General features: G+C 59.7%; 20 protein-coding genes and 1 pseudogene. 5 read left to right on the plus strand and 16 right to left on the minus strand.

What is annotated here, in order from left to right; all coding sequences use genetic code 11:
- Window positions 1–67: 67 nt before the first annotated feature.
- The 3 genes from WCA85_RS08375 to WCA85_RS08385 form a co-directional block, all read right to left on the minus strand.
- Window positions 68–961: a glutamate/aspartate ABC transporter substrate-binding protein gene (locus tag WCA85_RS08375; RefSeq protein ID WP_424062796.1), complete on the minus strand. Its 894-nt coding sequence runs from the start codon at window positions 959–961 to the stop codon at window positions 68–70.
- Window positions 962–1,229: 268 nt separating this feature from the next.
- Window positions 1,230–2,534 carry a Glu/Leu/Phe/Val family dehydrogenase gene (locus WCA85_RS08380; RefSeq protein ID WP_424062798.1) on the minus strand — a complete coding sequence of 435 codons (1,305 nt, stop codon included), beginning with the start codon at window positions 2,532–2,534 and terminating at the stop codon, window positions 1,230–1,232.
- Window positions 2,535–2,739: 205 nt separating this feature from the next.
- Window positions 2,740–3,696: a LysR family transcriptional regulator gene (locus tag WCA85_RS08385; RefSeq protein WP_424062800.1), complete on the minus strand. Its 957-nt coding sequence runs from the start codon at window positions 3,694–3,696 to the stop codon at window positions 2,740–2,742.
- A gap of 200 nt (window positions 3,697–3,896) precedes the next feature.
- Here WCA85_RS08385 and purB point away from each other — a divergent pair, with 200 nt between their 5' ends.
- The 4 genes from purB to WCA85_RS08405 all read left to right on the plus strand — a co-directional run bounded on the left by purB (window position 3,897) and on the right by WCA85_RS08405 (window position 9,393).
- On the plus strand, window positions 3,897–5,285 hold the full coding sequence (gene purB, locus WCA85_RS08390; RefSeq protein ID WP_424062802.1) for an adenylosuccinate lyase: 1,389 nt from the start codon (window positions 3,897–3,899) through the stop codon (window positions 5,283–5,285).
- A 230-nt stretch (window positions 5,286–5,515) separates the two neighbouring features.
- Window positions 5,516–5,950 (plus strand): GtrA family protein, encoded by a 435-nt coding sequence (locus WCA85_RS08395; protein WP_424062803.1) that lies wholly within the window; start codon window positions 5,516–5,518, stop codon window positions 5,948–5,950.
- A 284-nt stretch (window positions 5,951–6,234) separates the two neighbouring features.
- Window positions 6,235–7,257 carry a glycosyltransferase family 2 protein gene (locus WCA85_RS08400; protein WP_424062805.1) on the plus strand — a complete coding sequence of 341 codons (1,023 nt, stop codon included), beginning with the start codon at window positions 6,235–6,237 and terminating at the stop codon, window positions 7,255–7,257.
- A gap of 408 nt (window positions 7,258–7,665) precedes the next feature.
- Window positions 7,666–9,393 (plus strand): DUF6056 family protein, encoded by a 1,728-nt coding sequence (locus tag WCA85_RS08405; protein ID WP_424062806.1) that lies wholly within the window; start codon window positions 7,666–7,668, stop codon window positions 9,391–9,393.
- 183 nt (window positions 9,394–9,576) lie between these two features.
- On the opposite strand, the gene WCA85_RS08410 is transcribed toward WCA85_RS08405, so the two are convergent.
- The 4 genes from WCA85_RS08410 to edd all read right to left on the minus strand — a co-directional run bounded on the left by WCA85_RS08410 (window position 9,577) and on the right by edd (window position 14,283).
- A complete protein-coding gene (locus WCA85_RS08410) occupies window positions 9,577–10,071 on the minus strand; it encodes a gluconokinase (protein WP_424062807.1) in 495 nt (164 codons plus the stop codon).
- A 10-nt stretch (window positions 10,072–10,081) separates the two neighbouring features.
- On the minus strand, window positions 10,082–11,455 hold the full coding sequence (locus tag WCA85_RS08415; protein WP_424062809.1) for a GntP family permease: 1,374 nt from the start codon (window positions 11,453–11,455) through the stop codon (window positions 10,082–10,084).
- A 297-nt stretch (window positions 11,456–11,752) separates the two neighbouring features.
- Entirely contained in the window at window positions 11,753–12,394 is a 642-nt protein-coding gene (eda, locus tag WCA85_RS08420; protein ID WP_424062811.1) for a bifunctional 4-hydroxy-2-oxoglutarate aldolase/2-dehydro-3-deoxy-phosphogluconate aldolase, read from the minus strand.
- A 2-nt stretch (window positions 12,395–12,396) separates the two neighbouring features.
- Window positions 12,397–14,283, minus strand: a complete 1,887-nt coding sequence (edd, locus tag WCA85_RS08425) for a phosphogluconate dehydratase (RefSeq protein WP_424062813.1) — start codon at window positions 14,281–14,283, stop codon at window positions 12,397–12,399.
- 294 nt (window positions 14,284–14,577) lie between these two features.
- On the opposite strand from edd, the gene WCA85_RS08430 reads away from it, so the two are divergent.
- Window positions 14,578–15,423, plus strand: coding sequence for a MurR/RpiR family transcriptional regulator (locus tag WCA85_RS08430; RefSeq protein ID WP_424062815.1), 846 nt, complete (start codon window positions 14,578–14,580; stop codon window positions 15,421–15,423).
- Window positions 15,424–15,501: 78 nt separating this feature from the next.
- On the opposite strand, the gene WCA85_RS08435 is transcribed toward WCA85_RS08430, so the two are convergent.
- From WCA85_RS08435 to WCA85_RS08475, 9 genes and pseudogenes are all read right to left on the minus strand, one after another.
- The gene (locus WCA85_RS08435; protein ID WP_424062817.1) at window positions 15,502–15,918 is read right to left on the minus strand and encodes a CopD family protein; all 417 of its coding nucleotides are present in this window, start codon (window positions 15,916–15,918) and stop codon (window positions 15,502–15,504) included.
- 62 nt (window positions 15,919–15,980) lie between these two features.
- The gene (locus WCA85_RS08440; RefSeq protein ID WP_424062819.1) at window positions 15,981–17,252 is read right to left on the minus strand and encodes a glutamate-5-semialdehyde dehydrogenase; all 1,272 of its coding nucleotides are present in this window, start codon (window positions 17,250–17,252) and stop codon (window positions 15,981–15,983) included.
- Between the two features lie 92 nt (window positions 17,253–17,344).
- Window positions 17,345–18,463, minus strand: coding sequence for a DNA polymerase III subunit delta (holA, locus tag WCA85_RS08445; protein WP_424062821.1), 1,119 nt, complete (start codon window positions 18,461–18,463; stop codon window positions 17,345–17,347).
- Between the two features lie 54 nt (window positions 18,464–18,517).
- A complete protein-coding gene (lptE, locus tag WCA85_RS08450; RefSeq protein ID WP_424062823.1) occupies window positions 18,518–19,069 on the minus strand; it encodes an LPS assembly lipoprotein LptE in 552 nt (183 codons plus the stop codon).
- Between the two features lie 88 nt (window positions 19,070–19,157).
- Window positions 19,158–21,749: a leucine--tRNA ligase gene (gene leuS / locus WCA85_RS08455; RefSeq protein WP_424062825.1), complete on the minus strand. Its 2,592-nt coding sequence runs from the start codon at window positions 21,747–21,749 to the stop codon at window positions 19,158–19,160.
- A gap of 161 nt (window positions 21,750–21,910) precedes the next feature.
- Complete coding sequence (locus tag WCA85_RS08460) at window positions 21,911–22,342, minus strand: ExbD/TolR family protein (RefSeq protein WP_424062827.1); 432 nt, start codon at window positions 22,340–22,342, stop codon at window positions 21,911–21,913.
- Between the two features lie 89 nt (window positions 22,343–22,431).
- Entirely contained in the window at window positions 22,432–23,094 is a 663-nt protein-coding gene (locus tag WCA85_RS08465; protein ID WP_424062828.1) for a MotA/TolQ/ExbB proton channel family protein, read from the minus strand.
- A gap of 57 nt (window positions 23,095–23,151) precedes the next feature.
- Window positions 23,152–23,949 (minus strand): 4-hydroxy-tetrahydrodipicolinate reductase, encoded by a 798-nt coding sequence (gene dapB / locus WCA85_RS08470; RefSeq protein WP_424062830.1) that lies wholly within the window; start codon window positions 23,947–23,949, stop codon window positions 23,152–23,154.
- 132 nt (window positions 23,950–24,081) lie between these two features.
- Window positions 24,082–24,282 (minus strand): annotated as a pseudogene (locus tag WCA85_RS08475) (outer membrane protein assembly factor BamE); the annotation flags it as partial.

Below are 24,282 nucleotides of genomic sequence, written 5' to 3' on the forward strand. Positions count from 1 at the left end.
CCGCCGCCAATATTCGGCGGGCGGGCGAAGCAGCTAGCGCCAGGTGCATCTGCTGGGACCGGCTTGCCTAGTCGATCGCCTTGTCGTTCGGATTCTTGAAGAGCGCCTTGATGGCGTCGTTCTCGGGGAAATTCAGGTTCAGACCTTTGGGCGGAATCGGGGACTCAAACCATTTGTTATAAATGCGATCGGCTTCGCCTGAGAGCTCCATCTTCGTGATCGCGTCGTCGACCACCTTTTTGAACTCAGGATCGTTCTTGCGCATCATGCAGCCGTACGCTTCTTCGGATTGCGGCGCACCGACGATGATGAATTCGGCCTGGTTGCTCGCCTTGGCACGCTCGCCGGCCAGCAGCGCATCGTCCATCATGAAGGCGGAGGCGCGACCGTTGGCGAGCGTCGCAAACGCCTCCGCGTGATCCTTCGCGCTGACGATGTTCATGCCCATGCTCTTGTCCTGATTCATCTTGCGCAGGAGACGCTCCGAGGTCGTGCCGGCGGTAGTCGCGACGGTCTTGCCTTTGAGGTCGGACCAGCCCTTGATACCCGTATCCTTCTTGGTCATCAAACGCGTGCCGATCACGAAGATGCTCGTGGAAAACGCGACCTGCTGTTCGCGTTCGGCATTGTTCGTGGTCGAACCGCATTCGAGGTCGACTGTGCCGTTTTGCACCAGGGGAATGCGGGTTTGCGGCGTCACCGGCGTGAGCCGGACAACCAGTTTGGGCATGTTGAGTTTCTGCTTGATCGCCTCCACCGCCCTGGCCATGAATTCCTGCGAATAACCGATCACGTTCTGATGGTCGTCGTAGTAGGAAAACGGGATCGACGATTCCCGATATCCGAGCGAAATCGCGCCTGTGTCCTTGATCTTTTTAAGCGTACCAGCCTCCTGCGCGTGCGCGCCGACCGGGATCAGCCCAATAGCCGCGAGTAACACCGCAGCCTTCCGCACCATCATAGGGGGTCTCCTCACCGAGAACATGCGCCAGTTTTACAACTTATTGGAATTTAAACCAACACTGTATTCCAATGGTTCAGAGAATACCCTGCTGGACGAGGGTGTCCGGTTTGTGAACGGCTTTGCGAGCGACCCCGTGCGTGTTGCGCCACCCCAGCAAAAAAACGGACGACATCGTTACGATGCCGTCCGCCAGGTGAGACCCGCGGCCTTGTGGACCGCGTTGACGCAGGGAAACTACAAGGAAAACCAGGCCACAGCGATCCGCTCAGGGATACAGGCCGCGCAGTTCACGCGCCTGCAAAATCCGCTTACAGGCCACGATAAACGCTGCCGTACGCACTGAAACGTTCTGTTCGCTCGCCACCTGCCACACTGCCGCAAATGCCTCGCGCATAACACGCTCCAGACGCTGGTTGATTTCGTCCTCGGTCCAGAAGAAGCTGGAGAAGTCCTGCACCCATTCGAAGTACGACACGGTCACACCACCCGCATTCGCCACCACGTCCGGAATCACGAGGATGCCCTTGTCGTGCAGGATGTCGTCCGCAGCCGTCGTGGTCGGGCCGTTCGCGCCTTCCACGATGATCTTCGTCTTGATCTTGTTAGCGTTCTTTTCGGTGATCTGGTTTTCCAGCGCGGCCGGAATCAGGATGTCCGACTCGACACTCCAGAAGTCTTCGTTCGCAATGGTGTCGGCTTCGGGGAAGCCGCCCACGCCGCCATGCTCCGCAACATAGTTGAACAAGGCAACGGCATCGATACCCGCGTCGCTGTGCAGCGTACCCGTATGGTCCTGCACCGCGACGACCTTCGCGCCGGCTTCCTGGAACAGGCGTGCCGCGATGCCGCCAACATTACCAAAGCCCTGCACTGCGATGCGTGCGCCTTCAATGTCGAAACCAATGCGGCGCGCCGCTTCGGAGCCCACCACGAACACGCCGCGGCCAGTTGCTTCCCTACGGCCCAGCGAACCACCGAGCGCAATCGGTTTGCCCGTCACCACGCCGGTAGCCGTTTGGCCCTGGTTCATGGAGTACGTGTCCATCATCCACGCCATGATCTGCTCGTTTGTGTTCACGTCCGGCGCGGGGATGTCGGTGTTCGGTCCGATGATGATGCCGATTTCGCTGGTGTAGCGGCGTGTCACGCGCTCGAGTTCGCCACGCGACAGCGTGCGCGGATCAACGCGGATACCGCCCTTCGCGCCGCCGTACGGCACGTTCACTGCTGCGTTCTTGACCGACATCCATGCCGACAGTGCCATCACTTCGGACAGCGTCACGTCCTGGTGATAACGCACGCCACCCTTGCCCGGACCGCGCGATACGTTGTGTTGTACGCGATAGCCTTCGAAGTGCGCCACAGTACCGTTATCCAGTTCGATGGGCACGTCCACGATGAGGATGCGCTTGGGACGCTTGAGCGTTTCGAGCCAGCGCGACAGCGAGCCAAGATAGGGCGCCACGCGATCTACCTGACGCAGGTAGTTGCCCCAGGGGCCGAGGTTGTCGCTATTCAGATAGGACGGGACGGATTGCAACGAAGAGGCGGACTGCGGTTGGGATGACATGCACGCTCCAAGCGTTTTGAACGAGTGACGCCATTGTCGAAAAACGCCAATTCGAAATCCAATGCCGTTTGTTCATCCCGTTATGTTTTTTATGCATAACGCTCAAATTCCGCAAAAACGTGTCGCATAGGGTAACAATAACAACGCAATCGCGGGGTCGCGCTCACACGAGTGATTCGCCGCGCATCGCCAGCTTCCAGCAGGCTTACGTCGTGCCTTGCGCAAGCTCGCCGGTGACGATGTCCCACAGTTGGCGTACCAGCACCTGACGCGGATCGTCGCCCTGCGCCGCGAGTTTGTCGCGGTACAGACGGATCTCCATGGTTAAGGTGAACTGCCCTTCGGGTGTGCCGCGCGATGCGCGGTCCAGACGAATCAGCTTGCCCTCGGCAACCGCGTCTTCCACCGCGCTGTGCGGAAGAAAAGCAATGCCGTGACCGGCCAGCGCCATCGCCTTGAGGCCCTCGGCCATGTCGGTTTCGTAGAGGCGGTCGAGCGACAGACGCGTCGGCGCGTTCGCAATGATCACCTCGGTCATGCGCCCGAGGTAGGCGTTTGGCGTGTACGAGAGATACGGTGTGGGTTCTTCTGCGGTGCCCGGCAACGTGTAGCGCGGACGGTTCGCGCGGCCGGGCGCCGAAAACGGACTGATCGGCTCGATGCCAAGTGTCAGCATGTCGTAACGCGCCGGATCGAGGGCGACAGGATGGCTTGGATGGTGATAGCCCATCACCAGATCGCAGCCCCCTTCCACCAGCGACAACACTGCATCGTGTACGTTCAGCGCTCGCAGGCGTGTGTGCACCGGGCCCAGTTGCGCCTCGATACGCTGCAGCCAGCGCGGAAAGTACGTCAGCGAGAGTGTGTGCGGAACTGCAAATTCAATGGTCGCCGCAGGGGTGGCCGTGTGACCCCGCAGCAGCGTGCGCGCCTCGTGGAACTGCGACAGCATCGCAAGCGCCTGTTCGTAGAATACCTGGCCCGCCGCCGTCAGCCGCGTGGGATAAACCGATCGATCGATCAGTTCCGTGCCGAGCCAGGCTTCGAGCGCCTGGATGCGCCGGGAAAAAGCGGGCTGCGTGACGTGACGAAGCTCCGCGGACCGGCTAAAGCTGCGCGTCTCTGCGAGCGAAACGAAGTCTTCGAGCCATTTCAGTTCCATGCGGACCCTGTGACCTGCGGCAAAGGAGAAGTCAGCATTCTAGCGGCGCGACCACGCGTCAGCCCTCTTACACGGCAACATCCGGTGCCAGTTAGGCCGTCCGCGTGCGTGGAACGCTGCCCGGGGCTATCTCATTACGGTGGTAAAATCCCGGGTTCCCTCCGTTTCCGATCTGCTCACCGAGCTGTCACGCCCCCATCATGTCCGACACCCGCCCCGAAACCCTGTTCGCGCTCACCGCGCTCTCCCCGCTCGACGGCCGCTATGCGTCGAAAACCGAAGCCCTGCGTGACTGGCTCTCGGAGGCCGCGTTCATGCACCATCGCGTGACGGTCGAAATTCACTGGCTGATTGCGCTGTCGCACGCCGGCTTCGCTGAAGTGCCGCGTTTCTCTGAGGCGTCGGAGCAATTCCTGCTGCAACTGGCCGAGCGCTTCACCGCGCACGACGCCGCGCGCATCAAGGAAATCGAGCGCGTCACCAACCATGACGTGAAGGCCGTCGAATACTGGCTCAAGGAATCGGTGAAGGGTCAGCCGGAACTGGAGCGCGCGAGCGAGTTCATCCACTTCGCCTGCACCTCGGAAGACATCAACAACACGTCGCATGGCCTGATGCTGGCTGGCGCGCGTGAGCATGTGATCCTGCCGGCGCTGCGCTCGGTACATCAGCGCCTCGTCGCGCTGGCTCACGCGCAGGCCGAACAGCCGCTGCTCTCGCGCACGCACGGCCAGCCCGCTAGCCCGACCACGCTCGGCAAGGAAATCGCCAACGTCGCCGCGCGTCTTGCGCGCGCCATCGAACGTATCGAGAAGGTCGAACTGCTCGGCAAGATGAACGGCGCCGTGGGCAACTTCAACGCGCATCTGTCTGCGTATCCTGATTTCGACTGGGAAGCGTTCTCGAAGGAAGTCGTCGAGCAGCGTTTAAAGCTCACGTTCAATCCGTACACGATTCAGATCGAACCGCACGATTACATGGCGGAGCTGTTCGACGCGGTGTCGCGCGCCAACATTATCCTGCTCGATCTGGACCGCGACGTGTGGGGCTACATCTCGCTGGGTTACTTCAAGCAACGTCTGAAGGCTGGTGAAATCGGTTCGTCGACGATGCCCCATAAGGTGAACCCGATCGACTTCGAAAACTCGGAAGGCAATCTGGGTCTGGCGAACGCGACGCTGCGGCATCTGGCCGACAAGCTGCCCATTTCGCGCTGGCAGCGCGATTTGACTGACTCGACAGTGCTGCGCAATATTGGCGTCGCGTTCGGTTACTCGCTGCTTGCGTATGACGCGTTGATTCGTGGGCTGGATAAGCTCGAAGTCAACCCGGCCCGTCTGAATGAAGATCTGGATAACTGCTGGGAAGTGCTGGCCGAACCGGTGCAAACGGTGATGCGCCGTTTCGGCATTGAGAACCCGTACGAGCAGTTGAAGGAACTCACGCGCGGTAAGGGCATTACCCGCGAGGCGCTGCAGACGTTCATTGGCGGGTTGAACATTCCCGCGGATGCGAAAGAGCGCTTGCTGGCAATGACGCCCTCTTCATATGTCGGCAAGGCGATTGAACTGGCGAAGCGGATTGGTTAATGGTCGCTGCCTTAGGTCGATGCCCGATCGGGCAGAGGTAAAAATGGCGCTCCGAGGAGCGCCATTTTTATTCCAGAGCAGTCGACATTTCGCGCGACAAATCGCGGGTTCAGTGTGGAAACACACATACGACGGCGCACGCAGCGTCTATATTCCGCTAACTTCGGCGGAGTATGTCTCTCGCCTTCGGCCTGCGTGGCTGCGGTTAAACCTTGATACACGTTCAAAAAATGGCGCAATCTCAAGCGGCGATCGGAGCGAAGGGGCAACCGATCATGCGTCGCGCGTTCAGTTTCGTGAAATACGTGTTGGTCGGAGTGATGGGTACCGCGGTTCAGTACGCCATCCTGATCGTTTTGACCACCTCGAATATGACGGGCGCAGTACTCGCGTCAACGGTTGGCGCTGCCGCTGGCGCCGTGGTCAATTACGTACTCAACTATCGCTTAACATTTGAAAGCACCGCCAGGCACATGCACGCGGCCCCCAGATTTTTCTGTGTCGCCACGCTCGGCATGGCGGCCAACGCCGCATTGATGAGTACATTGGTCAATCACTTGCATATGCACTATCTCATTGCGCAGTGCCTCAGTACGGGGTGTGTGCTGGTTCTCGGATTTGTCGTCAATTCCGCCTGGTCATTCCGCGCCGCACACGCCAGGTAGGTTCGCAGCAAATCTGGTCGTCAACCGGCGCCGGTAGGGCATCCGCTGGTGGTGCGTAGGGTTGCGTGTTTCGCACCATAGCGGCGACCAGTGGACTCATATCTACTAATGCGTTGCCGTGTCAAGGCGCAAAAGCTTGTGTGTGTTTCCGCACCGAACGGGCATAACAGCGGGCGCAGTGTACGAACTTATCGCTTGCTGCCCCCGGCGGATTCGCTGCGCGAGAAATAGGATGTCGCGCGGCTGCAGGGTGCATCGCCGCCAATTACGAGGTGACGACTACCATGCTGCTCTCACTGATCGTGCCTTGTTACAACGAAGAAGAGTCCGCCGAACATCTCTTTGCACGGGTTGTGCCCGTGCTGGCCAGTCTCGAGAACCTCGACTATGAGATCGTCTGCGTGGACGACGGCAGCCGGGATGGCACCCTCGCAAAGCTCCAGATGCTGCGTCGACGTTACGGTAAGGTCAAGATCGTCGAGCTATCCAGAAACTTTGGAAAGGAGTCCGCACTAACGGCGGGCCTTGACGAGGCAAACGGCGACATCATCGTGCCTTTCGACGCCGATTTGCAGGATCCGCCGGAAGTGATTCCGGTGCTCGTCGAGAAATGGCGGCAAGGTTTCGATGTTGTGCTCGCGCAACGCGTCGATCGCAAGACGGATACTTTCGCAAAACGTAAGGCAGCCGCGATGTTCTATCGCGCGCACAACGCGCTCGCGCAGCAACATATTCCCGAAAACGTGGGCGACTTTCGGCTGTTCACGCGCGAGGTGCTCGAAGCACTGAAGCGGTTGCCCGAACGACAGCGCTTCATGAAAGGCCTATTCGCGTGGGTGGGCTATAAGTCTGCGATCGTCGAATATGTGCGGGAGCCACGTGTGGCCGGGAAAACGAAATTTTCTGGCTGGAAGTTATGGAATTTCGCGCTTGAAGGATTTACGAGCTTTAGCACGCTGCCGCTACGCGTGTGGACTTACGTCGGCTCGTCGGTCGCGTTGACCGCGGTGATATACGGCATTTTCCTCGTTGTGCGAACCTTGGTCCAAGGCAATCCCGTGCCGGGCTATGCGTCGCTAGCAAGCATCATCCTCTTTCTCGGTGGCATACAACTGATTGGAATCGGCGTGATCGGCGAATATATTGGGCGCATCTACTCCGAATCGAAGCAACGGCCGATCTATCTCATCCGCCAACGTTTTGATCCTACCGAGGCGCTAGCGGATCAAAGCTACAACCCGGTGCCAGCCGACGAAATCCCAGCGGATTTGCACTGGTCAGGCGGCCGTCCCAGCGCCGCAGCGTAACGCCAATGCAACGCCGGTTGGCTCCATACGTGATGCGGTGAAACGTTGCTTGCGCATTGCACGCGCTTGCAGGTGCAGTTTGCTTCGTCGAATATCGGGGGCGACGGTCGGCGCAAGCGCCGACGACTTGCTTGACCACTGCATGACCTTCAAGAGCACGGCACCACGGGTAGGCTGCATCACCATTCTTTTGCGTCGCAAGAAGTTCGCGTAAAGATAGAGCGCCGCGCATCCCTCAAGCAGCCCCCGCGCGTTAATCTCGAAGATTGGCGCTCACTCCCCACCGGGTTCTCTCTCGTAAAAAAAGTTGACTGAAGCACCTAAGTCGACCGGCATGTGATCGAACACTACTGTCGCTGCGTACCTGCAGATACATTTGGGCTCTACCGAAGAAAAGGAGAAGACCGGATGAAGGCATCGCTTGATAGAGCTTTTATAGCGACAACTTTGCTGTTGGCTTTTCTGTCTTTCTACGCCATCAATATCATTGTTCCAATGATGAGCGACGACTACGCTTATTCTCTGCTAGGGCTGTCGTTAACAGCTCACTATAATCATTATATGAAATGGAGCGGCCGCGTAGTTCCTGATTTCATAAGCTCACTCACAACGAACGTTCCAAATAAGTCAATAGCTTCCGCGATTAATTCTCTCGCTGCGACATTGTTGATCTACAACATCGCAATGCTGGCCAAGATCATCCGGAAAAATATCACTTACCTGGAAATCTCCCTGATATTTTGCCTGATTTTCGTTTTATTTTGGATTTCAAATCCGTCGCTGGGCAGCGCAGTTTTCTGGGACGTAGGTGCCGCCAATTATATCTGGCCTGCGTTGATAGCAATCTTCTACCTCAGAATTTTGCTGACCTATCGGGAAAGCAATAACAAACCAGGCGCGACCTCGTTGTCGGTTCTTTTCTTTCTGGCCTTGATAGCCGGCGCCTCAAGCGAAATCATAAGCGTAAGTCTGGTAGCTAGTGTGGGGTTACTGTTAATTTTCGAAGCACGCAAAACAAGAACTCTACCGTTAAACATCCTTGCCGGCACTTTAGGGAATCTGCTAGGGTTCGTGATCCTTTTCTTTGCCCCAGGAAATATCGCTCGTGCACGGCAAGAAGGATATAGCGGCAACATACTCTCGATTCTGTTCAGGGGAGTGCGTTATTTCCTGGTGACCTTCAACGAGACCATGTCTCTCAACTCTTATGTATTCTTTTCGTTGTTCATAGTTACCGCGTCTTTCATTTTTTATAAAGACAGAAATTTTGCAGTCTCAAAATCAACTGTGTATCTTTTGTTTATTTTCTTGTTCTTGATTTCAAGCGCTCTGGCAGCAATTAGCCCACCGCTTCCGGACAGAGCTCTGGTGACGCAATTATTTTTCCTGCTCTGCTTCCTGAGCGTATGCCTCGCCTCGCTTGATAAAAAAAGCATAATCCTTGTTTCTATAATAAATATAGCGCTCATGCTCCCGTTCTTTTTATTCAATTACTATCTTTTGCATCAGAACTACGAAAGCATTTCAGGGCAAAGCGCTGTTATCAGGAGCATTATAGAAGCCGACAAGAAAAACAATATTTTATCAGTTAAAATACCTCATTTCTTTGACAGAGGTGTTGCAAAGAAAAACGACATAACTGAAAATTTCCTGAACCTGAGCATCGCAAAATACTATGGGCTAGACAACATTTACCCATTTACCGTAAATTTCGACTACTCCATCATAAACAAAGGTTGCGAATACAGCGATCGGCTGCAGGGTAATGCGAAAGACTTTATTGTTTGCGTAAGGTCATATCAGGACCTTAGCCCAAGACAGAAAACATTTGTGTTTGAAATTGATAAAAGCAAGATACCTTTCAACAAGACATTATCAATAAAAATCAATACCGACAGGGGACAAAAGCGCATATTATTCGATGATAAATACCTGGTCAATTCGTCCTACGTTTATCTAAGCGATCAATTTCCGGATCCACTATTAAGCATGAGCGAGTCGGAAATAATGGGCCGCTGTTTCTATTCCTTCACCACAAATTATTTCGAAAAGGACGCCCGCATATTATCGATCGAGGTGTCTGAAGAAGACGCCCCTGAGCGAGTCACGTCGCCACTATTTCTCCGCTTAAATTGACGCGACCGGCGGGGCATGATCCAGGTGCGCTTGGGGTGGACAAAACACCCCCGGACCATCGTCTGGTTTTGCGCCAAATCGCGCCCACCGCCTGGATCTTACTCCCGCTCACGGTCTATCCGACCGGCAAATCGCAGATTGCCCCCCGGACGAGCGGCAAGAGAGCCAACGCTCTCGCTGGCTTTAGCGAAGCTTCATCTGCCTCAAGACCTCTTCCACAATCCCTTCCGGCGTCAACTCGATACTCACCGTAATCGCCTCGTCCGCGCCCGGTTCTTCGAGCGTATCAAGCTGGCTCTGGAGCAACGAAGGATCGAAGAAATGTCCGGTCCGCGTCTGCAGACGCTCGTGCAGCACTTCAAACGAGCCCTTGAGATACACAAATACCACATCCCTGTCGCCACCACGCAGGACGTCACGATAAGACCGCTTCAGTGACGAACACGTAAATACCGCGGTCTCGCCTGCATGTTGCTTTTCCTCGATCGCCACGCGAATCGTCTTAAGCCACGGCCAGCGATCTTCGTCGGTGAGCGGGATGCCTTTATGCATCTTCTCCTTGTTGGCGACGCTGTGAAACGCGTCGCCGTCGGTGAAGGTGCAGGTGAGACGCTCCGCCAGCATTTCGCCAATTCGCGTCTTGCCGGCGCCCGACACGCCCATTGCGATCAGAATCATTTGAAACTCCTTACAGAACCGTCGCCAATGCGAAGGTCAAAGCCAAACCCATCAAGGAGATGATAGTTTCGAGCAGCGACCACGTCTTGAACGTCTGCCCCACCGTCATTCCAAAATACTCCTTGATCAGCCAGAATCCGCCGTCGTTGACGTGCGAAAAAATCAGCGAACCGGAGCCCGTTGCCAGTACGAGCAGTTCTGGTTTCACCTGCACACCACCGGCCGCGGCGATGGGCGCGACAATGCCACAAGCCGTCGTCATCGCGACCGTAGCCGAGCCGGTCGCAAGACGGATCAGCGCCGCCACACACCATGCAAACAACAGCGGCGACAGATGCGCCGCAGTCGCCGCACCAACGATTTCCTTCGAAATACCGCTATCCATCAGTACGCGACCGAAGCCGCCGCCTGCCCCAACGATCAGCGTAATACCGGCGATTGGCGCCAGACAGTCGCCGCAAAACTTCTGAATCTGCTCACGGTTAAAGCCCCGTTTTGCACCGAAGGTCCAGAAGCTGACCAGCACCGCGATCAGCAATGCGACGTCCGAATTGCCGATGAAATGCAACAGGTCGTTCGGCAACGTATTCGGCGCGAACACGAGGTCCGCCCAACTGCCGATCAACATCAGAATTACCGGCAGCAAAATCGTGAACAGCGTGATGCCAAAGCTCGGCAACTCGCGTTTCGTTTGCTTCGCCTTCTCTTCTGCTGCTGAACCCAGAAACTGCGCGGCGAGGGGATTGTTCTCGGGCAGTTTGATGTAACGGCTCACCAGCAGCGCGAACAACGGCCCCGCGACAATCGCGCACGGCACGCCGACAATCAGGCCATACACGATCGTCCTGCCGATATCAGCGTGATATGCCTGCACCGCGAGCATCGCGGCCGGGTGCGGCGGAATCAGTCCATGCACGACTGACAAACCAGCGATCATCGGCAAGCCGATCAGCAACAGCGACTTACCGGTGCGTTTTGCGACGTTGAAGGCGATCGGAATCAGCAGCACGAAGCCCACTTCAAAGAACACCGGCAAGCCAACGATGATCGCCACCACCATCATCGCCCAGTGAATGTGCTTTTCGCCGAACTTGTCGATCAGGGTTGTGGCAATGCGTTCCGCCCCGCCGGATTCGGCCATCATCTTGCCCAGCATGGTGCCGAGGCCGACGACGATCGCAATGTGGCCGAGTGTGTTGCCGTTACCGGTTTCGAATGACTTGACGATAGTGCCCATCGGCATGCCGGCCACGAGGCCGAGCAACAGCGACACGATGATCAGGACGAGGAACGGGTAAACCTTGTAACGCGTGATCAGCAGAATAAGCGCGGCAATCGCGATTACGGCATAGATCAGCAGCAAGCTGCCATGGTTAGCTCCCATGGAGCGCCTCCTTTTGTATTGTTGGTTTTGGATGCAGGCGCTCGGTACGAGCCGCGTCTTGCGTCCTGTCTCTCCGTCCTGTGCGCGGTCAATCCTGCAAAAACTGAAGACCCGCCCGGACGTTGAATTTTACTGTCTGTTTGGCGATAAGGCCCGTTAAACCGGCTGCACATATGAAAAAGGAGCCTCGCCGGTGCAGCCTGTATGGCTACGACGACGAGACTCCTTCAATAAGCCTTCGGTGTGCGTGTTGCGCTGACTTTATGCAAGCGCAACACGCTTGCCACTCAGGCGAGCTTAGTGCGCCGGCGCGGCGAGTTGGCTCGCAGCACGCGCCAGGCGCGTCACTTCATCCCAGTTCTCGGCAGCTACGGCGGCCTTCGGCGTGAGCCACGAACCACCCACGCACACGACATTCGGCAGTGCGAGGAAATTGGGGGCGGTTTCAGCAGTGATGCCGCCGGTCGGGCAGAACTTCAGCGTCGGGAACGGGCCATGGAATGCTTGCAGCATCGACACGCCACCCGCTTGTTGCGCCGGGAAGAACTTGACGATCTCATAGCCCAGTTCGAGGGCGATGATGATGTCGCTCGGCGTCATCACGCCCGGCAGCAGCGGCAGACCAGCGTCTTGCGCGGCCTTGTGCATGTCCTTCGTGAGGCCTGGCGAGACGCCAAACTGCGCACCCGCCTTCTTCGCTTGCGCGCAGTGCTCAGGCTTCGTGATCGTGCCCACGCCAACGACGATGTCTTCCGCCAGATGACTCGCGCGCTCAATGGCTTTCAAACCCGCTTCAGTACGCAAGGTGATTTCCAGCACCTTCACGCCACCGGCATGCAGCGCACGCGATACGTTTTCACCCTGTTCGGCCGAATCGAACGCCAGCACAGGAATCACCGGGCCGAGGCGCACGATGTCGCTTACTTTCTTCGTCGTCATAGTCAGACTCCTTGTTTCTGCAGCGCTTGGCTTGCCTGTGTTTCACTCACCATCGATTCACCCACCATCGGACCGAACACCGACGCTCCCAGTTCCGCCGGCGCAGCGGCCGAACGGAACACGCCGAACAGTTCGCGGCCAAAACCGACTTCGTTATCCGCCTGATGCAACGGTACTGCTTGCGGTCGAGCCGCCCATTCGGCTGCGTCGATTTCGACATCCAGTAAGCCGGCTTCAGCGTCGATGACGATCATGTCGCCCGTCACCACCTTGCCGATCGGCCCATGCAACAGCGCTTCCGGCGACAGATGGATCACCGCCGGCACCTTGCCCGAGGCACCCGACATGCGCCCATCCGTGACGAGTGCGACGTGGAAACCCTGATCCTGCAACACGCCGAGCAGCGGCGTCAAACGGTGCAGTTCGGGCATGCCGTTTGCGCGTGCGCCCTGGAAGCGCACCACTGCAACGAAATTGCGCTTCAGTTCGCCGTTATCAAAGGCTTCCTGGACCGCTTCCTGCGAATCGAACACGATCGCCGGCGCCTTCACCTTGCGATGTGCCGCCGCAACCGCGGAAATCTTGATGACGCCACGTCCCAGCTTGCCTTGCATCAGACGCAGACCGCCGTCCTTCTGGAACGGCTCGGAGATGCCGCGTAACACAGCCGTCTCCTGGCTCTCCGTGACGCCGGGAACCCATGTCAGCTTGCCGTCCAGCAGCTTCGGCTCTTCCGTGTAGTGCTTAAGGCCTTTGCCCGCCACCGTATTGACGTCTTCATGCAGCAGGCCCCCTTCGAGCAGATTGCGCACGAGGAACGCCACGCCGCCCGCTGCATGGAAATGGTTCACGTCTGCTTTGCCGTTTGGATAGATCTTCGCGAGCAGCGGCACACTTTGCGAAAGCTGGTCGAAGTCGTCCCAATCGATCACGATGCCAGCCGCGCGCGCAATGGCCACGAGGTGCAACGTGTGATTGGTCGAACCGCCCGTGGCCAGCAACGCGACGATGCCGTTGACAATCGCCTTCTCGTCGACCACGTGGCCGATCGGCGTGTAGTTGCCGCGCTCCACCGTCAGGTCGAGCACACGGCGCGCGGCCTGCGCGGTCAACGCATCGCGCAGCGGCGTGTGCGGATGCACAAACGCCGAACCCGGCAGATGCAGGCCCATCACTTCCATCAGCATCTGGTTGCTGTTGGCGGTGCCATAGAACGTGCAAGTACCCTGGCTGTGATACGCGGACGCTTCCGCTTCGAGCAGCGCGCCACGGTCGCAGTGGCCGGTCGCGAACTGCTGGCGGACCTTTGCCTTGTCGTCGTTGCCCAGGCCGCTCGTCATCGGGCCAGCCGGCACGAAGATGGTCGGGATATGGCCGAACTGCAGCGCGCCAATCAGCAGACCCGGGACGATCTTGTCGCAGATCCCGAGGCACAACGCCGCGTCGAACATGTTATGCGTGAGCGCGACGGCCGTGCTCATCGCGATCACTTCACGCGAGAACAACGACAGTTCCATGCCCGCATTGCCTTGCGTGACGCCATCGCACATGGCGGGTACGCCGCCTGCGAACTGCGCGACGCCGCCGTTTTCACGCGCAGCCTGCTTGATGATGTCGGGGAAATTCTTGTACGGCGCGTGCGCCGACAGCATCTCGTTGTACGAGGACACGATGCCGATGTTCGGCTCGCGGATCTGCTTGATCACGAGCTTGTCATTGCCCTCGAGGCCGGCGAAACCGTGTGCGAGATTGGCGCAGGACAGCGCGCCGCGCACCGGAAACTTGCCTTGAGCCTTGTCGATGCGGGCCAGATAGGCAGCGCGGGTGGGCTTGCTGCGTTCGATCACGCGTTGCGTGACTTTGAGCAATTGCGAATGCGGGGAAACCATCGAAGCTCCTTCGTCGCTGGCTTGAGCGGACGCGCGCAGTGCCAGGTAGGGAAACGCGGGGGACGTCGTCTGTATGCCGACTTGGCAATATTAGTAGAAAAACTACATGACTGCAATGTTGTTTCTCTCTGCCACTCAATCCCCGTCAATTCCTCTGACAGCTATAGCGCACGGCCATTCAGCCAAAACCGTGGAACACCTAGGGATTACACCTACTGCGCGAAATGTAGTTTTTGTACCTAATCGGTATTCAGCTATAGTCCACGCATTCTTCAGCATAGTGCGAGTTTTCCGATGATGCTGTCCCAAGTGGAAGCGATGCGCGAACAGTTGCGCCCTTCCGAGCGCAAACTGGCCGACTACGTGATTGAGGCGCCGCGTGAAGTCCTCGATCTGTCGATGACGGAAATGGCCGCCCGCGCGGGCGTGAGCCAGCCGACGATTGCCCGGTTTTGCCACGCCCTCGGGTTTTCGGGCTTCCGTGAATTCAAGATCCGCCTGGCGCAGGGGATCGCGGCGGAAGTACCGGTGGTCTATCGCGACGTGCGCCCCGATGAGCCGGCGCCGGGCGTAGCGGCCAAGGTGCTCGACCGGACCATCGGCGCGCTGATCCAGGTGCGCAACAATCTGTCATCGGACAGCGTCGCTGCGGCGATCAAGCTGCTTTCACAGGCGCGGCGCATCGAGTTCTACGGCGCGGGCGGATCGGGAATCGCCGCGCTCGATGTGCAGCACAAGTTTTTTCGACTCGGCATGCCCAGCGTGGCGTATTCGGACCCGCATACGTTTCTCATGTCAGCGGCGCTACTCGGCCCGAACGACGTAGTGGTGGCCATTTCGAATACTGGCCGCACGCGCGATATCGTCGATGCATGCAAGGCGGCGCTCGCCACCGGAGCGAAGGTGATTGCGATCACGCACGGCAACTCGCCGCTGGCGCGACTGGCGACGGTAGGGCTATTCGCAAACGTGGATGAAGACACAGACATCTTTTCGCCGATGACTTCGCGCGTCTCGCATCTGGCGATAGGCGACATCCTGGCAGTAGGCGTGGCGTTGAGCCGGGGTCCGGAGCTAGTGGAGAAACTGGCTGAGACGAAAGAGGTGATCAATCGGCGGCGGATCGATCCGCTCACCTAGCGCGGACCTTTGTCGCTGGCGCACCGCAGGCGTGGGCACCGGCGGCACACGGGGCACAAGGGGCAAAAGGGGCGGCTCTTAAAACGGCTTCAGAATCACCAAAGCCACCGCCGCCAGCATTCCCAGCACAGGCAGTTCGTTGAACATGCGATACCACTTGTGGGAGCGACGGTTCTCGCCACGCTCGAAGGTGGTCAACAGGCGTCCACAGTAGACGTGATAGACGATCAGCAGCACGACGACGCCGAGCTTCGCATGCATCCAGCCCTCGCCGCGTCCAATGCCAATCACGAGCCACAACCACAGCCCGCAAGCGAGGGCCGGAAACGCGATAAACGTCATGAAGCGGTACAGCTTGCGCGCCATGATGAGCAGGCGCGCTATAGCGGCGGGTTCCGTCTCCATTGCCAGATTGACGAAAATGCGCGGCAGATAGAACAGGCCGGCAAACCACGAAGCAATCAAAACAATGTGAAACGTCTTAACCCACAGCATCGGCAGTCCTAGCACGATTTATTGACCTTATTGTTGGCTATCGCGTGACATGGAGGCAGCGCTCACTGCCGCCCTTCGCCGTGGCCCAGCACGATATATTTCAGCGACGTCAGCCCTTCCAGTCCTACCGGTCCGCGTGCGTGCAGCTTGTCGTTGGAAATGCCGATTTCCGCGCCCAGGCCGAATTCGAAGCCGTCCGCAAAACGCGTCGACGCGTTGACCATCACGCTCGCAGAATCCACTTCGCGCAGAAAGCGCATGGCGCGGTCGTGATCTTCGGTGACGATCGCGTCGGTGTGCTGTGAGCTATACGTATTGATGTGGTCGATCGCAGCGTCGATGCCATCCACCACCTTGATGGCCAGCACGGGCGCAAGATACTCGGTGCGCCAATCTTCTTCGGTCGCGTCGACAAGCGGCCCCACGCCGGCGTCCGACAACACGGCGCGCGCTGCGGGGTCGACACGCAGTTCGACATTCTTGTCGCGATACAGTTTGCCCAATGCCGGCAGCACTTCAACCGCAATGCCGCGTGCCACCAGCAGCGTTTCCATGGTGTTGCAGGTGCCGTAGCGGTGCGTCTTCGCGTTGTCGCAAACTGAGAGTGCCTTGTTGAGATCCGCCCGGTCGTCCACGTAGACGTGGCAGATGCCGTCCAGATGCTTGATCATCGGCACGGTCGCTTCTTCCATCAGACGCGCAATCAGGCTCTTGCCGCCGCGCGGCACGATCACATCAACGTATTCGGTCATCGTGATCAGCTTGCCCACTGCCGCGCGATCCGACGTGGCGACAACTTGCACCGCATCCTGCGGCAGACCAGCGGCTTCCAGGCCTTCACCGATCAGCTTCGCCAGCGCCGTATTGCATTCAAGCGCTTCCGAACCGCCGCGCAGAATCGTTGCATTGCCCGACTTCAGACACAGCGCGGCGGCGTCGATGGTTACATTCGGACGTGATTCGTAGATGATGCCAATGACACCCAACGGCACACGCATCTGTCCAACCTGGATGCCGCTCGGCCGAAACTTGAGATTGCTGATTTCGCCGATCAGATCCGGCAGTGCCGCGACCTGGCGCAGACCTTCGACCATCGTCTTCAAGGCTTTATCTGACAGCGTCAAACGATCGATAAACGCCGCGTCGTGTCCTTTGCCCCGTGCCTTGTCGAGGTCACGCGCATTAGCTTCTTTGAGTTGCGCGGACTCGCGCTCAATCGCGCATGCCACGGCTTCGAGCGCCGCGTTCTTCGCCGCCGTCGACGCACGCGCCATCGCACGCGAAGCGTGGCGGGCGCGGCGGCCGAGGTCGGTCATGTACTGGTCGATATCCATGGTGAGTCTCGTGTTGCCGCAGCTTCAGACGCGGCGGACAGACAAAATTAGCGAATGATCAAACGATTGTAAGCCGGGTTCCGGCTGCCTGCTCAAGCTGGCCGGCGAGCTGGCGCGGCGGCGCCTGGCCTTGCGGGCGGCGGCATGATCGCAGATTTCGAAGGTGCGGCCACCGTCATCGCCAGTTCGAAAAGTCCGTCCCATGGATCAGGCGGCGGATCGTTCCGATGATTGCCAGGCGTGCCGCCGGACAAGCCCTTCACCTGACGGTCGAGTTTTGCGGCAAGCGCGAGGCCCTTCTCCAGCGCCGCCTCAGTCACACGTGACAAAGCCGGCCCGATCAGCCGCTCACGCGGCCCCCACACGCGGTTCTCACGCACCAGCATCGCAAGCGGCTTGCCGGCCGCCACGCCGCGCTTGATGCGCAACAGTGTGCGCACTTCCTCGACGACGGCCCACAGCACCAGCACCGCAGCCTCGCCTTCGCCGCGCAGGCCGTCAAGCATCCGCGCGAGACGGCCCACGTCGCCCGCCAACATGGCTTCGTTCAGCTTGAACACGTCGTAGCGCGCGACGTTAAGCACGGCATCCTGAACCTGTTCGTAACTCAACACGCCGGCCGGATACAGCAGCCCGAGCTTCTGAATCTCCTGATGCGCCGCGAGCAGGTTGCCTTCCACCCTTTCCGCGATGAACTGCAACGCGCGCCGTCCTTCTTCACCCGCTGCTACGCGCTGGCCCTGCTGCGACAGCCGCTGGCCGACCCAGTTCGGCAATTGCGCCCGTTCCACCGGATCGATCTTCAGCGCCACGCCCGCCTCGGCGAGCGCGGTGAACCAGGCGGCTTTTTGCGTAGCCGCATCGAGACGCGGCAGCGTGACCATGGTCAGCACATCCGCGCTCACCGCCGCAGCGAGCGACTTCAGCGCGTCCGCGCCTTCCTTGCCGGGCTTGCCCGACGGAATGCGCAGTTCGACCAGTTGCCGGTCGCCGAACAGCGACATGGACTGACTCGCACCGAGCAGCGAACTCCAGTCGAAACCACGTTCGACCGTGAACACCGAGCGGTCGGTATAGCCGGCGGCACGCGCGGTTGCGCGGATACGGTCGCACGCCTCCTGCGCGAGCAGATGCTCGTCGCCGTACACAACGTACAGGCCGGCGAGTCCCTTCGCGAGGTGCGTTTCGAGCGCGTCAAGTCGCAGTTGCATGGCTACGGGTCAACAAAGTGAGCAATACATGGAAGCGTGGAAGCACAACACCGCTTACAGCGGCGGCGGCGGCAGCGGTGCGCGCGGCGCCACGGCTGGCGCTTCCTGTCCCGGCGCCGGATGCAACGAGTGCACCACACTGAGACGGCGCGTCAACTGATCGACCGCATCGCTGCGCATGTCAGCGTACAGCAGGTCTGCTTCCGCGCTCTTCGATTGTGAGTACTGGTCGCTATAGGTCATCGCGCGATTCAGCGCAATCACGCTAGGCGGAATCAACTGCGTGCCATCCGAGCCAACGAGCGTGTAGTTCAGCGTGTAGTTCAGCTGATACTCCTCGACGAGGCCCAGCGAATTCATCGTCAGCACGCTATTGCCGAGATTTTCGGTCACGCGCAGAATCGCGTCGGCATTGGACGGCACGGTGACGATCACCGTATCGCTACCTCCCTGCACCATGCGGGTCAGACGTCCAATGAACGCGGGCGGGGCGCCCAAAACGGCAAGGCGCTTGAACGGATAGTCCTGCTGGCCGCGTAGCTGAAAGCCACAGGCGGACAACACCATCACTCCACACGCCAGCGTCAAAAACGATCTGCGAGTCACATTGGCTCCTGGTTCGCAGTAAATCTTGTACGACGTTCGAGTGGCGCCCCGGCTCGCGGCGCCATCCTGCTCATTTCCGGCGGCACCGTCAAACGACGATGTTCACCAGACGGCCCGGCACCACGATGATCTTCTTCGGCGCGTTGCCTTCGCTGAACTTCGCGAACATCTCGTGTGCGAGCGCGGCCTGCTCGATCGCGTCACGCGGGGCATCTTTGGCGATCTTCACCGCACCGCGTACCTTGCCGTTCACCTGCAGCACGAGTTCGATCTCGGCCTGTTCCAGCGCTTTTTCGTCGACCTTCGGCCACGGCGCGTCGAGCAGCGTGCCGAATTCGTCGGCATAGCCAAGTTCCTGCCAGATCTGGAAGGTGGCGTGCGGCACAACCGGGTACAGCACGCGCAGCAGCACGCCGTAGCATTCGTGCAGCACGGCAGGCTGAGCACCCTTGGCGCTGTCGAGCGCGTTGAGCATTTTCATGGCCGCCGACACCACCGTGTTGTACTGCAGACGCTGGTAGTCGAAATCGGCCTGCTTCAGCACGCTATAGATCTCGCGGCGCAACACCTTGTCGGTTTCAGCGAGTTGCGCGGCGTCGAACGAACCGCCTTGACGCAACGCTGCTTCGTTCGCATGGCCGAAGCCCCACACGCGGCGCAGGAAGCGGCTCGCCCCTTCCACGCCGGCGCCCGACCATTCGAGCTGCTGCTCAGGCGGTGCGGCGAACATCACGAACAGACGCGCGGTATCGGCGCCGTACTGGTCGATCAGCACCTGCGGATCGACGCCGTTGTTCTTGGACTTCGACATCTTCTCGATGCCGCCCAGCACCACCGCCTGTCCATCCGAATTCAGCACGGCACCGACCGGACGGCCCTTGTCATCATGCGTGACGGTGACGTCGGCCGGGTTGTACCAGGTCTTCTTGCCCGCTTCGTTCTCGCGGTAGAAGGTTTCGTTGAGGACCATGCCCTGCGTGAGCAGATTCTTCGCTGGCTCGCTGAACTTGACCAGGCCCATATCGCGCATCACCTTGGCCCAGAAGCGCGAGTACAGCAAGTGCAGAATGGCGTGCTCAATACCGCCGATGTACTGGTCCATCGGCATCCAGTAATCGGTGCGCTCGTCGACCATCGTCTTCGCGTCAGGCGCGGCGTAGCGATAGAAGTACCAGGACGAATCGACGAACGTGTCCATCGTGTCCGTTTCGCGCTTCGCTGCGGCGCCGCAGGTCGGGCAGGTGCAGTTCACGAACGCTTCGGACTTCGCGAGCGGGTTGCCCGTGCCATCCGGCACCAGGTCTTCCGGCAACACGACCGGCAAATCCTTTTCCGGCACCGGCACATCGCCGCAGCTCGGGCAGTGGATGATCGGAATCGGCGTGCCCCAGTAGCGCTGGCGCGAGACGCCCCAGTCGCGCAAGCGGTAAGTGATCTGCTTGTCGCCGAGGCCCAGTTCCTTCAGGTCGCTCGCGATCGCGTCCACGGCTTGTGCGTAGGCCATGCCGTCGTACTTGCCGCTATTGACCAGCGTCCCGGTCTTCTCGCCATACCATTCTTGCCAGGCTTCGGTAGAGAACTCCTTACCCTCGAGCGCCACCACCTGCTTGATCGGCAGACCGTACTTCTTCACGAACGCGAAGTCGCGCTCGTCGTGCGCCGGCACGCCCATCACGGCGCCTTCGCCGTAGCTCATCAGCACATAGTTGCCGATCCACACTTCAATCTGTTCCTGCGTCAGCGGATGCGTGACGTAGAAGCCGGTGCCCATGCCCTTCTTTTCCATGGTCGCGACATCCGCCTCGGCGACGCCGCCGCGCTTGCATTCCTCGATGAAGGCTTGCAACTCCGGCTTGTCTCGCGCGAGGCGTGTGGCAAGCGGATGCTCGGCCGCGACCGCGCAGAAGGTCACGCCCATGATGGTGTCGGCGCGCGTGGTGAACACGCGCAACAGCTTCTGCTCGCCGTCGATTTCATACGGGAAGCCGAAGTTCACGCCGAAGCTCTTGCCAATCCAGTTCTGCTGCATGATCTTGACGCGCTCGGGCCAGCCGAGGCCTTCGAGGTCGTTCAGCAGTTCGTCCGCGTACTGCGTGATGCGCATGTAGTACATCGGGATTTCGCGCTTTTCGACCAGCGCGCCGGAGCGCCAGCCGCGCCCGTCGATCACCTGCTCGTTAGCGAGCACGGTCTGGTCGACCGGGTCCCAGTTCACCGTACCGGTCTTCTTGTACGCGATGCCCTTTTCCAGCATCTTCAGGAACAGCCACTGGTTCCACTTGTAGTAATCCGGGCTGCAGGTGGCAATCTCGCGCGACCAGTCGATGGCAAGACCCATCGACTGCATCTGCTTCTTCATGTACGCGATGTTCTCGTACGTCCACTTGGCCGGCGGCACATTGTTCGCCATCGCGGCGTTTTCCGCCGGCATGCCGAACGCGTCCCAACCCATCGGCATCAGCACGTTATGACCGTTCATACGCAGATAACGGTACATCACGTCGTTGATCGTGTAGTTGCGCACGTGCCCCATGTGCAGCTTGCCCGACGGATACGGCAGCATCGAGACGCAGTAGAACTTGGGCTTGTCGGTGGTTTCCGTTGTCTTATAGGCGTCGACGGCGCGCCATTGCCCTTGCGCGGCGGATTCGACGTCGGAGGGAGCGTATTTTTCGTGCATGGTGTGGTGGGATCGCTCGGTTCGGTGCTTTCGCACCGGGCCTGGTGCTCTGCTGGATGAAATGGCGTCGTTTCCCCGTTTGCAGGGGAAAACGCTGATTATACCGTTCGCCGGGGGGTACGCTGCGCGCCGCGCGACGCCCGTGACGGCGCTCAAGCCACCTAGTGACTGGCTGCAGGCGGCGGCGGGTCCGTCACGAAGCCGATCCGCTCCAGCCCCGCCTGCTGGGCCGCGCCCATCACCTGGGCAATGACCTCGTAACGCGTCGAACGCGCGGCGCGTAGCTGGATCTCCGGCTGGTCATGCTGCTTGCCCGCCTCGACAAAACGGGCGCGCATCTGGTCCAACGTCAGAACAGTGCCGTTCCAGTAGATCTTGCCGGTGTCGTCAATGGACAGCGAAATGGTCTGCGGCGTCTCGCGTGCGGGCGCAGCTGCCACCTTCGGCAAGTCGAGCCGGATCGCGTGGGTGAATAAAGGCGCGGTAATGATGAAGATGACCAGCAGCACCAGCATCACGTCGATCAACGGCGTCATGTTGATCTCTGCCATCGGCGCTGCCGTCTGTTTTTTTTCGAGTCCGCCGAATGCCATGCCGAGCTCCTGACTGAACTGATCCGAACCGCTGTGAACTGCGCTAACTCAGGCCGCGCTCACCCATTTACGCCGAGGCGCGCGCTCGCTCAAGCGGGCGCGCAGACGTAGGCGTGCAGATCGTGCGCGAAGCCATCCAGTTCCTCGGACAGCTGCCGCACCATGCGGCCCAGTACGTTGTAAGCGAGCACCGCGGGAATCGCCACTACGAGGCCAAACGCGGTCATGATCAGGGCTTCGCCGACCGGTCCGGCGACGTTTTCGATCATCGCCTGTCCGCTCGCGGCAATACTGCCCAGCGCGTGATAGATGCCCCACACGGTGCCGAGCAAGCCCACGAAGGGCGCTGTGCTGCCCACCGAGGCCAGCAGCACCTGGCCGAATTCGAGCCGGCGTTGCGACGTATTGAGCGCCTGACGCAGCGCCCGCAACACCCGTTCGCTGCGCTCGACACGCGCAAGCAGGGCACCCGGGATATCCACTTCGCTCACCTGCAATGCAGCTTCGGCAAGCGGCGTGAAGACGCGCTCGCTATCCGCGCGGCGCAGTTCCGCAACCCCTTCGGAGAGCGTCGACGCTTGCCAGAAGCGGGCAATCGCGCGCGCCGCCTGGCGCTTTGCGCGACCCAGGACCCAGCTTTTGACGATCAGGAAACACCAGCTTGCAATCGACATGGCCAGCAGCACGTAGGCGACTGCATGAGTGATGGCATCGCTGGTTTGCAGGTAGTGAAGAATGCCGGTGCCTGCCATTGGGCCTCGCAATCGGGAGATGCGCGCGGCGGGCGCGCGCCGGGGGCAAATGCGCGCTCAGCGCAGGGCGAGCACGTCCTGCATGTCGTAAAGGCCGGTTGCATGGCCCTCGAGGAAGCGCACCGCGCGCAGCGCGCCTTGTGCATAAGACAGACGGCTAGCCGACTTGTGGGTAATCTCGACGCGCTCGCCAATGCCGGCGAACAGCACCGTATGGTCGCCCACGATATCGCCGCCACGGATCGCGGCAAAGCCGATGGTGGACGGATCGCGTTCACCCGTGATGCCCTCGCGCCCGTAGACCGCACAGTCGTCGAGGTTGCGGCCGAGGGCACCCGCGATCACTTCGCCCATGGCCAGCGCAGTGCCAGACGGTGCGTCGACCTTGTGACGGTGATGTGCCTCAATGATCTCGATGTCGTAACCCGTCGCGAAGTGCTTCGCGGCAAACTCGAGCAACTTGAGCGTGACGTTGACGCCCACGCTCATGTTGGCCGAAAAGACGATACCGATCTTCTCTGCGGCCGCGTGCAGTTGCGCCTTTTGCTCGGCCTCGAAGCCGGTGGTGCCGATCACCATCTTGACGTTATGGCGCCGCGCGGCGGCCAGATGCACGAGCGTGCCTTCGGGGCGCGTGAAGTCGATCAGATAGTCCGACTGGGCGAAAACCTGCTCGATGTCGTCGGTGAGCAGAATGCCGGTCTCTTTGCCGAGGAACGCTCCGGCGTCCTGACCGAGTTGAGCGGAATCGGTCCGGTCGAGCGCACCAGACAGCGTGAGGCCCGAATCATTCAGAACGGTTTCGATAAGCATTCGGCCCATACGGCCCGATGCGCCCGCAATGGCAATTTTCATGGCAACCACGTGCAAAAAAGCGGCAAAGAACGTCGCTCAAATCGATGAGCAAAGCGCCGCAATGACCGGAAAGAAACAGAAATGACGGGCCCGCGCGGCGCGCGATGCCCGTCATCTTCAGAGACAGCGTACTTAGCTACCCGTTCCCGACTGCGCAGTCGACGACGGCGCGGTCTGCGACGAGGTCAGCGGCGCGTTGGACCGTACACCGTTGCTGCTTTGCGAGCCCGCAGGCCCAACCGGATTGCTTTGCTGCTCGCTCGGCACCTGCGGCGGCGGCGGCCGGCTGAACTGGAACTGCGGCTGGCCCGGCGAGGTTGCGCCTTCCGGCAC

Source organism: Paraburkholderia sp. (genome assembly GCF_049581445.1).
GTDB lineage: Bacteria > Pseudomonadota > Gammaproteobacteria > Burkholderiales > Burkholderiaceae > Paraburkholderia.